The sequence below is a fragment of the Streptomyces sp. NRRL S-244 genome, from assembly GCF_000717915.1.
Taxonomy (GTDB): Bacteria; Actinomycetota; Actinomycetes; order Streptomycetales; family Streptomycetaceae; genus Streptomyces.
Genome location: NZ_JOCX01000002.1, coordinates 85035 through 99079 on the forward strand (window position 1 = coordinate 85035; position 14045 = coordinate 99079).

Here is a 14045-nt window from a genome sequence, read left to right on the forward strand (position 1 = left end):
TGCGACCCCCACCCCCACCCCGCCCCCGCGCTGACCCGTTCGGGTCTACCCCTTGGGTACGCGCTTCGAGGTGGGAGTGGGAAGCCTCAATATCCGTGGACGACAAGTCGAAAGCTGTCGAGGGCGCCCATATAGTCGTCTCTGACGCCGTCGGGAGGCAGGGAATCCAGGTGCTTCCGGGCCAGTTCCTCCGTCGCCGAAAGTGCCGTCTGTGCAAGTTCGGCGGCGCCGATAAGCGCGACCAGCCCCCATCGGGATGTCACGCTGACACCCTTCTTTGTTGATCTGAACGTCAACCCGAAGGACGTGTCGGCGCCTGTGAACGACGCGGTCTTGACGCTCCCCTTCAGTATCTCGCTGAGGCAGTCAAGGAGCTGTGTCACGGAAATGTAGATCATCATTCCCTGATCGGGTACCTGCCCTGACGAGTCGATCTCGCCGAGTTCTCCACGCCAGATCATGTCTCCGAGGTCGAATCCACTGGGATCGCCCTGGTCCGGCCGGATGCTGAATGTCGCGATCATGGAATATGGCTCTTTCTCATAGGGAAGAGTCATTCGCTTCTCGAAAGTCTGAATGCGGCGAGCGGGGTCGGAAGCGCGATTCCCCTTCTCGATCATCTTCACGACTGCCTGGACGCCTCCTAGATGGCTTCCTTCCGGGTCAGGTAGTTGAAGGACAGCCAGCCCGGCAGTACCGGCAGCCAGAACGTCATCAGGCGGAACAGCAGCACCGCCGAGATGGCGACCTCCTTCTCCAGGCCCGCCGCGATCAGCCCCAGCGTCAGCGTCGTCTCCACCGCGCCGATACCGCCCGGCGTCGGCGCCGCCGACCCCAGCGCGTTGCCCGCCAGGAACACCACCGCGATGCTCGCGTAGCTGATGGCCTGGCCGCCGCCGAACGCCCGGATCGACGCGTCCAGGCACATCACGAAGCAGCCGGTCAGCAGCAGCATGCCGCCGATGCCCGTCATCAGCTTCTGCGGCCGCTGGAGCACGTCCAGCATGCGCGGCACCACACCCGCGAACAGCGCCCGCACCCGGGTCGCCACGAACTTCCGCAGGAGCGGCACCGCCGTCACCACCAGCACCAGCACCGCCACCGTCAGCAGACCCGCGATGACCGTCCGGGACGGGGTCATCTCCGGGGTCTTCTCGGTGCCCGTCAGGTAGCCGAAGGCCAGCAGCAGCAGGACGTGGCTCGCCAGACCGAACAGCTGCGAGGCACCCACGCTCGCCACCGCAAGCCCCGGCCGGATCCCGGCCCGCTGCAGGAACCGCGTGTTCAGCGCGACACCGCCGACCGCCGCCGGCGCCACCAGCTTCACGAACGACCCCGCCACCTGCGCGACCACCGTCCGCAGGAACGGCACCCGCTCCGGCACGAACCCCAGCAGGCTCATCGCCGCCGCGAAGTAGGTGAGCGCAGAGAAGGCCAGCGCGGCCCCCACCCAGCCCCACTGCGCCTCGCCGACGACCGTCGCGAAGTCCACGTGCGCCAGCTGCGTGAGCAGGAAGTACGCACCGAACGCGCCCGCGATGAACGACACCAGCGTGCGCGGCCGGATCCGCTCCAGCCGGGCCGGCTCCACCGGCGCCTGCGGGCGGATCAGCAGCACCTGCCGGCGGATCTGGCTCAGCAGATCCTCCTCGCGGGCCCCGTCCAGGGCGTCGTCCAGCGCCTTCTTCTCGGCCTTCTTGTCCGCGGCCGTGGTCGCCGCCGACTTGGCACCCGCCGACTTGGCACTCGCCTCGCGCGCCGCCTTCGCCGCCCGCGAGGACTCTAGTACGGCCTCCCGCTGCCGGTCGGCCCGCTCCCGCGCCAGCCTGCGCAGCGTCGCCCGCGTGGAGCGGCTCAGCGCGATCGGCTGGAGCAGCGGCAGGCAGTCCGCCACCGCGTCCGGGCCGAGCACCGACACCGCCGAGGCCACCGAGCGCTCCGCGCCGATCCGCAGCCCGAGCGTGGTCAGCAGCTGCGCGATGTCCATCCGGAGCACCAGGTCCCCGGCCGCGATCTCGCCGCCGCGCAGGTCGGTGAGGACGACATTGCCGGAACGATCCACCACGAGCGCGTCGCCGGTCAGCCGCCGGTGGGCGATCCGCCGCGACTGGAGGGCCCGTACCTGCTTCCACGTGTTGCGGGTCAGGTCGTCGGTGATCTCCTCGTCGGCGAGCGCGTCGAGGGGCCGGCCGTCCAGGTGCTCGTACACGAGCATCACGGCGTCCGGGCCGAGTTCGGAGGTGGCGATCAGCTTCGGCGCGTTGGCCCCGGCCGCGATGGCCGCGTACGCGAGGAGCGCCTCCTGCTCCAGCGCCTGGCGGAGCGACTGGAGGCTGCGCCGCGTCGTGATGCCACGCAGGGTGAGCCGGCGCCAGACCCGGTAGAAGAACCCGTGCGCCTGCTGCTCGCGGTCGACGACGGTGACGTCGAGCGGCGGGCCGTCCTCCAGCGTGACGTGGTAGCGCCGGCCCCGGTCGCTGACCTCCGAGGCGTCGGCGCCGTCCGGGAGTTCCGCGCGCATGGCGCTGACCGGCTTGAAGCCGACCCGGCGCAGGCCGGCCAGCAGGGTCTGCCCGGTGGGGCGGACGTTCGGCGAGCCGACGGCGTACAGGGTCCCGTACGCGACGCTCCAGCCGATCAGCACGGTCAGGATGATCGAGAACGGGGTGGTGTACCCGCTGACCAGCATCGCGAAGGCGTCGAGCAGCAGGACCACCCACAGCGCGACCCGCCAGCGCGGCCTGCGGGTCATGCCGACGGCGGTCATGTACGCGATGACGGGCGCGAGGTAGCCGTGCACCGGGTCGGTGATGGGGCCGCCGACGCTGGTGGCACGGGTGAGTGCGTCCTGGATGGTGTCGGAGGCGGCCTGGGAGACCCACAGGTCGGTGGCCAGGGTCACGCCGTGCGCGAGGACGGCGGCGAGCACGCCGTCGGCGATGCGCAGCCCGTCCCGCTTGATCAGCCGCTCGATGGCGAAGGCCACCGGTACGAGCAGCACGGCGATGCTGGACACCAGCCCGGCGACCTTGATCAGCAGATCGGGGGCGGCGCCGGTGCCCTGGGTGATGTCGGCTTCGAGGCCGGCGGTGGTGCGGTGGGCGAACGCGGCGATGGCGAGGACGACGGCGATGCCGAGGATGCCGACGAGGAGGCGTACGAGGTCGGAGGGGCGGTGGACGCGGGCGGCGAGCAGCGGCTCGTCGACCTCGACCTGGTCGGCGGACGCGGAGGCGCGCCCGTGCGGCCCGTCGGCGTCCGCCGCGGGCGCGGGCGTCTTCCCGGCCTTGGCCCGGGCCCGGGGTCCGCCCGTGACGCCGGCCTCGGCCTCGGGCTCGGCCTTGGCCTCGGGCTCGGGCTTGGCCTCGGCTTCGGCTTCGGGCTTGGCCTCGGGCTCGGGTGTGCCTCCGGTCCCGGGCGCGGGCGTGGCCCGGCCGGGGGGCTCGTCGGGGAGCTTCCCGGACCCGGGGTGCGGGTCTGGGCGCGTGCTGTCGTCCTCAGCCGCGCCGTCCGGAGGGCTCACACCCTGCTCCTTCGTCGTCACTTCCGTCTCTTCTTGATCACGTATCACCAGTCACCGCCCGGAAGATGGTGGCACGGACCGACGTACGGGCGGGGCATCAGGGTGCGCGCCGGTACGGAAGGAAACCTTCCGGGAACCGGTCCGTGATGTACGGCACCATGGGCGCAATGAGCGAAGAGCTGCCCGCGTACGCGGAGCGGGTGCTGGAGGTGGCCGAGCGGATTCCGCCCGGCCGGGTGATGACGTACGGGGACGTCGCCGAATGGCTCGGCGAGGGCGGACCGCGCCAAGTCGGGCGCGTGATGGCCCTGTACGGGGGAGCCGTGCCCTGGTGGCGCGTGGTCCGGGCGGACGGCCGGCCGCTGCCCGGCAGCGAGATCCGGGCCCTGGAGCACTACCGCGGGGAGGCCACCCCGCTGCGACTGACCGCCGGCGGCGAGGCCCGGCTGAACATGCCGCGGGCGCGCTGGGACGGCCGGGAGCAGAGCGCCGCAGGGGACGAGGGTCACATCTGACAGCTTCGGCCATGCGGGGCCCGGGCGGGCGGTCGGGCGCCCGGACGGGCGACGGTACGCGGCCGCTCCGTCCCCACCTCGGGGAACTGCGCGGGACCCGGCGGTTGCCGTAGCGTTGCCTCTTCGGCTCCCGCGGGCACGGCGGTGACCGCGGCTCCCACGACACCCGGAGCAACGGCAGGAACCGCAGGAACCGCAGCAACGGCAGGAACCGCAGGAACCGCAGCATCCGCAGACCCACCAGGACCGGCACCCCACGTGATCACCTCTCCATCCGACCGCACCGAGCGGCGGCGTACGCGGACCCCTGACGCGTACCGCCTCGTACGCACCGGGCCGCAGCGGGTGGATCCCCCTGTTCTGGACGCAGCGCAGCAGGCGGTGGTTGACCACACCGACGGCCCGCTCCTCGTCCTGGCCGGACCGGGTACCGGGAAGACGACCACGCTGGTCGAGGCGGCCGCGGCCCGGGTCGAGGCCGGGGTGGACCCGGCCCGGATCCTGATCCTCACCTTCAGCCGCAAGGCGGCGGTGGAACTGCGCGACCGGGCCGCCCTGCGGCTCGGCGGGGCGCGGGCCCCGCAGGCCACCACCTTCCACTCCTTCTGCTACGGACTGGTCCGCGCCCACCAGGACACCGACCTGTTCGCGGATCCGCTGCGCCTGCTGTCGGGCCCGGAGCAGGACGTGATGGTCCGCACCCTGCTGGACGGCCAGCGCCAGATCCGCTCCATCCGCTGGCCGGACGACCTGCGGGCCGCGCTGACCACGCGCGGCTTCGCCGACGAGGTCCGCGCGGTGCTCGCCCGCGCCCGCGAGCTGGGCCTCGGCCCGGCGGCGCTGGACGCGTTCGCGACCCGGCTGGGCCGCCCGGACTGGAAGGCGGCGGCCGCGTTCCTGTCGGAGTACCTGGACGTCCTGGACATGCAGGGCACGCTGGACTACGCCGAGCTCGTGCACCGGGCCGTCCTCCTGGCCGAACGCACCGCGTCACTCACGGGGTCCTACGACGTGATCTACGTGGACGAGTACCAGGACACGGACGCCTCCCAGCTGCGGCTGCTGCGGGCCCTGGCCGGCCCGGCGGGCACGCTGGTCGCCTTCGGCGACCCGGACCAGTCGATCTACGCCTTCCGCGGCGCCGACATCAACAACATCCTGGACTTCGAGGGCTCCTTCCCGGGGGCGGCCGTCCACGCCCTGACGGTGGGCCGCCGCTCGGCCGCGAACCTCCTGGCGGCGACCCGCCTCCTGACCACCCGTATGCCGGTCCCGCGCCTCCCGTCGGCGGCGGTCCGCGCCCACCGGGCCCTGACCCCGGTCCGCGAGGGCGGCGGGGTGGAGGTGTTCACGTACCCCACGGCCGGCGCCGAACTGGACAACATCGCCGACATCCTGCGCCGGGCGCACCTGGAGGACGGCGTGCCGTGGCAGGACATGGCCGTCCTGGTCCGCTCCGGGGGCCGCACCCTCCCGGCGATGCGCCGAGCCCTGATCTCGGCGGGAGTCCCGGCGGAAACGGACGGTACGGACACCCCCCTCCGCCACGAACCGGCGATCACCCCCCTCCTGACGGCCCTCCGCACGGCCGCCACCCCGGTCCCGGCGCCCGCGGAGCGCGAGCCCGACGCCGACGCCGACGCCGCGCCCGCCGCAGGCACCGACGAAGGCGCCGACGAAGGCGAAGGGTGGGTCGGGGTCGAGGCGGCGCTGACGCTGCTCACCTCGCCGCTCGGGGGAATGGACGCCGCCGACCTGCGGCGGCTCGGGCGGGCCCTGCGCGACGAGGAGCGGGCCGCCGGCAACAAGGTCCCGGCCCCCTCCGACGTCCTGCTCGCCCGCGCCCTCGCCGAGCCCGAACGGCTCACCGCCCACGATCCCGCGTACGCCCGCGGAGCGCAGCGCCTCGGACTGCTCCTGCGCAAGGCCCGCGAGCTCCTCCAGGGCGGCGGCACCGCCGAAGAGGCCCTCTGGACCCTCTGGGAGGGCACCCCTTGGCCCCAGCGGCTGGAGCGCGGCGCCCGGCGCGGCGGCGCGGCCGGCCGCAACGCGGACCGCGACCTCGACGCCGTCTGCGCGCTCTTCGACACCGCCGCCCGCGCCGAGGACCGCACCGGCGGACGCGGCGCCCTCAACTTCCTCGAACAGCTCGAAGCCGAGGACATCGCCGCCGACACCCTCACCACCCGCGCCACCCGCTCCGAGGCCGTCCGCCTCATGACCGCCCACCGCTCCAAGGGCCTGGAGTGGTCCCTCGTCGTCGTGGCCGGCGTACAGGAAGGGCTCTGGCCCGACCTGCGCCGCCGCGGCTCCCTCCTCGAAGCGGACCGCATCGGCCGGGACGGCCTCGCCGAGCCCCTCACCCCCGGCGCGCTCCTCGCCGAGGAGCGCCGCCTCTTCTACGTCGCCGCCACCCGCGCGCGCGAGCGCCTCGTCGTCACCGCCGTCAAGGCCCCCGCCGAGGACGGCGACCAGCCCTCCCGCTTCCTCACCGAGCTCGGCGTCACCCCGAAGGACGTCACCGGCCGTCCCCGCCGCCCCCTCGCCGTCCCCGCGCTCGTCGCCGAACTGCGCGCCACCACCGTCGACCCCGACGCCACGCCCGCGCTCCGCGAGGCGGCCGCCCGGCGCCTCGCCCGCCTCGCCGCGCTCACCGACCAGGACGACCGCCCGCTGGTCCCCGCCGCGCACCCGCAGCGCTGGTGGGGGCTGTACGAGCCCACCGCCTCGGCCGTCCCGCTGCGCGACCGGGACCGGCCCGTCGCCCTGTCCGGCTCCGCCCTGGACCAGCTCGCCAACACCTGCTCCCTCCAGTGGTTCCTCGGCCGCGAGGTGAAGGCCGACGCCCCCTCCACCGCCGCCCAGGGCTTCGGCAACGTCGTCCATGTCCTCGCCGACGAGGTCGCCTCCGGCCGGACCCCCGCCGACCTGGCCGTCCTGATGGAACGCCTCGACTCCGTCTGGGACGCCCTCGCCTTCGACGCCCCCTGGAAATCCCGCCAGGAGAAGGACAACGCCCGCGCCGCCCTGGAGCGCTTCCTGCGCTGGCACACCACCGACCGCGGGGGCAGGGAGGCCGTGGCCACGGAGCACGCGTTCGACGTCACGCTCGAAGCGGGTGACCACACCGTCCGGATCCGGGGTTCCATGGACCGGGTCGAATCGGACCCCCAGGGGCGCGCGTACGTCGTCGACTTCAAGACCGGCAAGGCCGCGCCCACGAAGGACGAGGTCGCCCGGCACCCCCAGCTCGCCGTCTACCAGCTCGCCGTACGCGAAGGCGCCGTCGACGAGGTCTTCGACGGGGTGCGCCCCGAGGCGGGCGGAGCCGAGCTCGTGCAGCTGCGCCAGGGCGCCGCCCAGCGGGAAGGCGGCGAGACGGTGCCCAAGATCCAGGCGCAGCAGCCGCTGCACGGCGAATGGGTCGGCGACCTCCTCGCCACCGCCGCCGGCCGGGTCCTGGACGAGCGTTTCGCGCCCGCCACCGGCAAGCACTGCGACCACTGCTCCTTCCGCAGCGCGTGCAGCGCGCGCCCGGAGGGCCGCCAGACGGTGGAGTGAAGCGGGCCGTTCGGCGGCCGGCGGCCGCCGGTGATCGACCGCTCCGGTGCCGACCCGCCGGTGATCGACCCGCCGGTGATCGACCGGCCGGTGAGACGGCGGCCGGGAGTGTCGGTGGGTCCGGCTAGCCTTTTCACGTGTCCGCGCGTCCGTCCGTCCTCACCGACCCCGAGCAGCTCAAGGAGCTCCTCGGCATCCCTTTCACGCCCGAACAGCTGGCCTGCATCACCGCCCCCGCCGCCCCACAGGTCATCGTGGCCGGCGCCGGCTCCGGCAAGACCACCGTCATGGCCGCCCGCGTCGTCTGGCTGGTCGGAACCGGAGCGGTCGCCCCCGAGCAGGTCCTCGGCCTGACCTTCACCAACAAGGCCGCCGCCGAGCTCGCCGAGCGCGTGCGCAAGGCCCTCGCCCGGGCCGGCATCACCGACCCGGACCCTTCCCCGGCCGAGGCCGACGCGGCCGGCGGCGAGCCGCGCATCTCCACGTACCACGCCTTCGCCGGTCAGCTCCTGAAGGACCACGGCCTGCGCATCGGCCTGGAGCCCAGCGCCCGCCTCCTCGCCGACGCCACCCGCTTCCAGCTCGCCGCGCGCGTGCTGCGCGAGGCCCCCGGCCCGTACCCGGCGCTCACCAAATCCGTCCCCGACCTGGTCAGCGACCTGCTCGCGCTCGACGGCGAACTCTCCGAGCACCTGGTCACCCCGGCCGAGCTGCGCGCGTACGACACGGAGCTCCTCGACGCCCTCGCCGGCGCCAAGCTCACCAACGACGACCTGCGCAAGGTCCCCGAGGCCGTGCGCGGCCGCCTCGAACTGCTGGAGCTGACCGAGCGCTACCGCACCGCCAAACGCTCCCGAGACCTGCTCGACTTCAGCGACCAGATAGCCCTGTCCGCGCAGCTCGCCACCACCCGGCCCGAGGTGGGGGCGCTGCTGCGCGAGGAGTTCCGGGTGGTCCTGCTCGACGAGTACCAGGACACCTCCGTGGCCCAGCGGCTGCTGCTGTCCGGCCTGTTCGGCGGGGGCAGCGGGCACGCGGTGACCGCCGTCGGCGACCCCTGCCAGGCGATCTACGGCTGGCGCGGCGCGTCCGTGGCCAACCTGGACGACTTCCCCGAGCACTTCCCGCATGCCGACGGCCGCCCCGCGACCCGGTTCTCGCTGAGCGAGAACCGGCGCAGCGGCGGCCGCCTCCTCGACCTGGCCAACGAGCTGGCCGCGCCGCTGCGCTCGATGCACGAGGGCGTGGAGGCGCTGCGCGCGGCGCCGGGGGAGGAGCGGGCCGGCTCGGTCCGCTGCGCGCTGCTGGACACGCACGCCGAGGAGCTGGAGTGGCTCGCGGACTCGGTCGCGCACCTGGTCCGTACGGGGACGGAGCCGCGCGAGATCGCGGTGCTGTGCCGGTCGGCGCGGGACTTCGCGCAGATCCAGGCCGTCCTGGTGGCCCGGGACGTGCCGGTGGAGGTCGTCGGGCTGTCCGGGCTGCTGCACCTGCCGGAGGTCGCGGACCTGGTCGCGGTGTGCGAGGTGCTCCAGGACCCGGGCGCCAACGCCTCCCTCGTCCGGCTGCTCATCGGCCCGCGCTGGCGGATCGGCGCGCGCGACCTGGCGCTGCTGGGGCGCCGGGCCCGCCAGCTGATCGGCCGCGCGCCGGGCGAGGTGGACCCGCAGGAGCGCCTCGCGGCGGCGGTGGAGGGCGTGGACCCGGCGGAGGTCGTCTCCCTGGCGGACGCGCTGGAGACGTTCCTGGACGGTTCCGCGGCCGCGTCGGACGACCTGCCGTTCTCTGCCGCGGCCAGGGTCCGCTTCGCCCACCTCGCCCAGGAGCTGCGCGACCTGCGGCGCTCGCTCGCGGACCCGCTGATGGACGTACTGCACCGGGTGCTGGCCGCGACCGGCCTGGACGTGGAGCTGTCGGCGTCGCCGCACGCGCTGGCGGCCCGGCGGCGCGAGTCGCTCTCCGGCTTCCTGGACGTGGCGGCCGGCTTCGCGTCCCTCGACGGCGAGGCGACCCTGCTGGCCTTCCTGGGCTTCCTGCGCACGGCGGTCCAGTACGAGAAGGGCCTGGACCACGCCCTCCCCGGCGGGGAGAACACGGTGAAGGTGCTCACCGCCCACAAGTCCAAGGGGCTGGAGTGGGACGTGGTGGTGGTCCCGGACCTGAGCGCGGGCTCGTTCCCGAAGGAGAAGGCCCCGGAGCCGTGGACCTCGTACGCCAAGGTCCTGCCGTACGGTTTGCGCGGTGACGCGGCCACCCTTCCCGCCGATCCGGCGTGGACCTCGGCGGGCCTGAAGTCCTTCAAGGCCTCCTTGAGGGAGCACAAGGCGGTGGAGGAACTCCGCCTGGGCTATGTGACGTTCACCCGCCCCCGCAAGCTCCTCCTGGCCTCGGCGCACTGGTGGGGCCCGACGCAGAAGAAGCGCCGGGGCCCGTCCCCGTTCCTGTCCTCGCTGTACGCGCACTGCGCGGCGGGGCACGGCGAGATCGAAGCCTGGGCGCAGGAGCCGGCCCCGGACGCGGAGAACCCGTCCCTGGCCACGGAGTCCACCCCGGACCAGTCCTGGCCCCTGCCCCTGGACCCGGCGTCCCTGACCCTGCGCCGCGCGGCGGCCGCCCTGGTCGAGTCCCACCTCGCCGCCCCGCAGCCGGAGCCCGCCCCGGAGCCGGACCAGGACCCCTACCTGTGGCCCCCGGACTGCGAGGACCCGTCGTACGCGGAGGAGCCCGCCGCCGGTGCGCCGGACGGCGATGACCTGTGGGCCCCGGACGAGGCCACCGTGTCCCCGCCGGGCGCAGTCGCAGCGATCCCGCACGCGCGTGCCGAGCCCGGTTCCGGCGCGCCGGGCGGTGAGGACCTGCGGGCCGCAGGACCGACGCACGGGGGCCGGGGCGGAGCCCCGGTTTCGGGAAGGGGCGGGGCGGGGGAAGACTCCGCACCCCACGACGACCCCTGGCCGGACGGCCCCTCGCCGGACGACCCCTGGCCGGACGACACCCCCTGGCCGCACGACGAGCCCTGGGCCGACGGTCCCTGGGCCGGCGAGCCCACGCGCACGCCCGTGCCACGCCCCACCCCACCGCCCGCGGTCACCGGCCCGTACGGCGACGACCGGGGTACGGCCCGTGGTGGCGGACGGCGTACCGCGGGAAGCGCCGCCCTCACCCCCGAAGAGGCCCGGGCCATCGCCTCCTGGGACCGGGACCTCGACGCCCTCGAGGGCGAGCTCCGGCGCGCCCGCGCCGCCGTGCGCGACGTCGAGCTCCCGGCCGCCCTCTCGGCCAGCCAGCTCCTGCGCCTCGCCGCGGACGAGCAGGGCTTCGCCCGCGACCTCGCCCGCCCCATGCCGAAGCCCCCGCAGCCCGCAGCGCGCCAGGGCACGCGCTTCCACGCCTGGGTCGAGTCCCGCTTCGACGAGCTCCCGCTGCCGCTCCTCGACGTCCTCGACCCCGCCACCGAGCTGCCCGGCTCCGACCAGGACATCGTCGACGAGGCCGATCTCGACTCCCTCAAGGCCGCCTTCGAGCGGAGCGAGTACGCCGAGCGCACCCCGTACCGCATGGAGGTCCCGGTCCAGCTCACCCTCGCCGGCCGCGTCGTCCGCGGCCGGATCGACGCCGTGTACCGGACCGAGGACGGCGGCTACGAGATCGTCGACTGGAAGACCGGCCGCACCACCGAAGCCGACCCCCTCCAGCTCGCCGTCTACCGCCTGGGCTGGGCGGAAGCCACCGGCACCCCCCTCGACCGCGTCACCGCCGCCTTCCTCCACGTCCGCAGCGGCCGCGTGATCCGCCCCCGCGACCTCCCCGGCCGGGACCGTCTTGAGCGGATCCTCCAAGGCAAAACGGACACGGACAGTGACCGGCACCCCGGCAGTTAGGCTCGTAGGCATGAGCGAAGCCCCGGCGGACAGTGTCGTCCGCACGTACATCGACACCCACCGCGCCGCGTTCCTCGACGACCTCGCCGAGTGGCTGCGCATCCCCTCCGTCTCGGCCCAGCCCGAGCACGCGGACGACGTACGTCGCAGCGCCGAGTGGCTCGCCGCGAAGCTCAAGGAGACCGGCTTCCCGGTCACGGAGATCTGGCCCACCCCCGGCGCGCCCGCCGTCTTCGCCGAGTGGCCGAGCGCCGACCCGGCCGCCCCGACCGTCCTCGTCTACGGGCACCACGACGTGCAGCCCGCCGCGGTCGCCGACGGCTGGCACACCGACCCGTTCGAGCCCGTGGTCCAGGGCGGCCGCATGTACGCGCGCGGCGCCGCCGACGACAAGGGCCAGGTCTTCTTCCACACCCTCGGCGTACGGGCCCACCTGGCCGCCACCGGCGCCGAGGCCCCGGCCGTGCACCTCAAGCTGCTCATCGAGGGGGAGGAGGAGTCGGGTTCGCCGAACTTCCGCGCCCTGGTCGAGCGCGAGGCGCAGCGCCTCGCCGCCGACATCGTGATCGTCTCCGACACCGGCATGTGGTCCGAGACCACCCCCACCGTCTGCACCGGCATGCGCGGCGTCGCCGACTGCGAGATCGACCTGTACGGGCCCGACCAGGACATCCACTCCGGCGCCTTCGGCGGGGCCGTCCCCAACCCGGCCACCGTCGCCGCCCGTCTGGTCGCGGCACTGCACGACGCCGACGAGCGGGTCACGATCCCGGGCTTCTACGACAACATCGCCGAGCTCACGGACGAGGAGCGGGCGCTGATCGCCGAGCTGCCGTTCGACGAGTCCGAGTGGCTGCGTACGGCCAAGTCGCACGCCGCCGCGGGCGAGAAGGGCTACTCCACCCTGGAGCGGGTCTGGGCCCGCCCGACCGCCGAGGTCAACGGCATCGGCGGCGGCTACCAGGGCCCCGGCGGCAAGACCATCGTGCCCGCCTCCGCCCACCTGAAGCTGTCGTTCCGCCTGGTCTCCGGGCAGGACCCGTACGAGGTCGAGGCGGCCGTCCGGGACTGGGTCGCGGCACGGATCCCGGACGGGATCCGGCACTCCATCGTCTTCGGCGCCCCCACCCGGCCCTGCCTGACCCCGCTGGACCACCCGGCGCTGCAGTCCGTCGTACGGGCCATGGGCCGGGCGTTCGGCGAGAAGGTCCGCTTCACCCGCGAGGGCGGCTCCGGACCGGCGGCGGACCTCCAGGACGTACTGGACGCGCCCGTCCTGTTCCTCGGCATCTCCGTGCCGTCCGACGGCTGGCACTCGCCGAACGAGAAGGTCGAGCTGGACCTGCTCCTCAAGGGCGTCGAGACGGCCGCCTACCTGTGGGGCGACCTGGCCGCCTCCCACGGGAAGCCCGCCTGACGCACCCACAGCCGTACCGAGCCACCGAGTCACCGAGTCATCGAGTCATCGAGTCACACGAGTCATCGAGTCATGAGTCACGAGAGTCACGAGAGTCACTGAGCCTGCCTGTCCCACCACCGGGGGAGTTGGAAGTACCTGTGAGCACCCATACCGAGCACCCGATCTCGCTCGCCGCGCCCAGCGGAATCGATCGCGCCGCGCACCACCGCCTCGACGAGGCCTGGCTCGCGGCCGCCTGGAGCCACCCGACGACCCGCGTCTTCGTGGTCTCCGGCGGTCAGGTCCTGATCGACGACACCCCCGACGGCGGGACCGGCATCGTGATGACCCCGGCCTTCGAGGCCCCGGTCACCGAGACGCACCGCTACTTCCTGGGCACCGACGACGACGGCGTACGGTACTTCGCGCTCCAGAAGGACTCCCTGCCCGGCCGGATGGACCAGTCGGCCCGCCCGGCCGGCCTGCGCGAGGCCGGGCTGCTGCTGTCCCCGCGCGACGCCGGGCTGATGGTGCACGCCGTGGCGCTGGAGAACTGGCAGCGGATGCACCGCTTCTGCTCCCGCTGCGGCGAACGCACGGTGGTCGCGGCCGCGGGGCACATCCGCCGCTGCCCGGGCTGCGGCGCCGAGCACTACCCGCGCACCGACCCGGCGGTGATCATGCTGGTCACCGACGAGCACGACCGCGCGCTGCTGGGCCGCCAGGTGCACTGGCCGGAGGGGCGGTTCTCGACGCTGGCCGGGTTCGTGGAGCCGGGCGAGTCGATCGAGCAGTCGGTCGTGCGCGAGGTGTGGGAGGAGGCGGGCATCAAGGTCGGCGAGGTCGAGTACGTCGCCAGCCAGCCCTGGCCGTTCCCGTACAGCCTGATGCTCGGCTTCACGGCGCGCGCCACGACCACCGAGATCACGGTCGACGGCGAGGAGATCCAGGAGGCCCGCTGGTTCTCCCGCGAGGAGCTGCGCGCCGCGTTCGAGTCGGGCGAGATGCTGCCGCCGTCGGGGATCTCCATCGCGGCCCGCCTGGTCGAGCGCTGGTACGGGGAGCCGCTGCCGCGCGCGGCCGGGTGAGGCTCGTCACACGGCGGCGCGCAAGGCTCGTCGGACAGCAGAAGGCCCCCGCCGCGGCGGGGGCCTTTCTGTGCGCGC

7 protein-coding genes are annotated in these 14045 nt (G+C 74.0%); 5 read left to right on the forward strand and 2 right to left on the reverse strand.

All coding sequences use genetic code 11. The features are described 5' to 3' along the window. Positions 1–86 precede the first annotated feature (86 nt). Both IF02_RS0102670 and IF02_RS0102675 read right to left on the reverse strand, forming a co-directional pair. Positions 87–626: a hypothetical protein gene (locus IF02_RS0102670; RefSeq protein ID WP_158708439.1), complete on the reverse strand. Its 540-nt coding sequence runs from the start codon at positions 624–626 to the stop codon at positions 87–89. Between the two features lie 17 nt (positions 627–643). After that, positions 644–3571, reverse strand: coding sequence for a lysylphosphatidylglycerol synthase transmembrane domain-containing protein (locus IF02_RS0102675; protein ID WP_030153491.1), 2928 nt, complete (start codon positions 3569–3571; stop codon positions 644–646). Positions 3572–3681: 110 nt separating this feature from the next. On the opposite strand from IF02_RS0102675, the gene IF02_RS36055 reads away from it, so the two are divergent. The 5 genes from IF02_RS36055 (at position 3682) to nudC (ending at position 13967) form a co-directional block, all read left to right on the forward strand. Continuing rightward, on the forward strand, positions 3682–4038 hold the full coding sequence (locus IF02_RS36055) for an MGMT family protein (RefSeq protein ID WP_051695638.1): 357 nt from the start codon (positions 3682–3684) through the stop codon (positions 4036–4038). A 258-nt stretch (positions 4039–4296) separates the two neighbouring features. Beyond that, positions 4297–7599 carry an ATP-dependent helicase gene (locus tag IF02_RS0102685; protein WP_037835386.1) on the forward strand — a complete coding sequence of 1101 codons (3303 nt, stop codon included), beginning with the start codon at positions 4297–4299 and terminating at the stop codon, positions 7597–7599. A 137-nt stretch (positions 7600–7736) separates the two neighbouring features. Continuing rightward, entirely contained in the window at positions 7737–11480 is a 3744-nt protein-coding gene (locus IF02_RS0102690) for an ATP-dependent DNA helicase (RefSeq protein WP_030153497.1), read from the forward strand. Positions 11481–11490: 10 nt separating this feature from the next. Further along, complete coding sequence (locus IF02_RS0102695; protein ID WP_030153500.1) at positions 11491–12897, forward strand: dipeptidase; 1407 nt, start codon at positions 11491–11493, stop codon at positions 12895–12897. 128 nt (positions 12898–13025) lie between these two features. Further along, entirely contained in the window at positions 13026–13967 is a 942-nt protein-coding gene (nudC, locus tag IF02_RS0102700) for an NAD(+) diphosphatase (RefSeq protein ID WP_078621827.1), read from the forward strand. Positions 13968–14045: the final 78 nt, after the last annotated feature.

What these genes read in the sequence shown, in the direction of transcription:
- IF02_RS36055 (WP_051695638.1), top strand. Translation starts at nt 3,682, where the DNA reads ATGGGCGCAATGAGCGAAGAGCTGCCCGCGTACGCGGAGCGGGTGCTG.
- IF02_RS0102695 (WP_030153500.1), top strand. Translation starts at nt 11,491, where the DNA reads ATGAGCGAAGCCCCGGCGGACAGTGTCGTCCGCACGTACATCGACACC.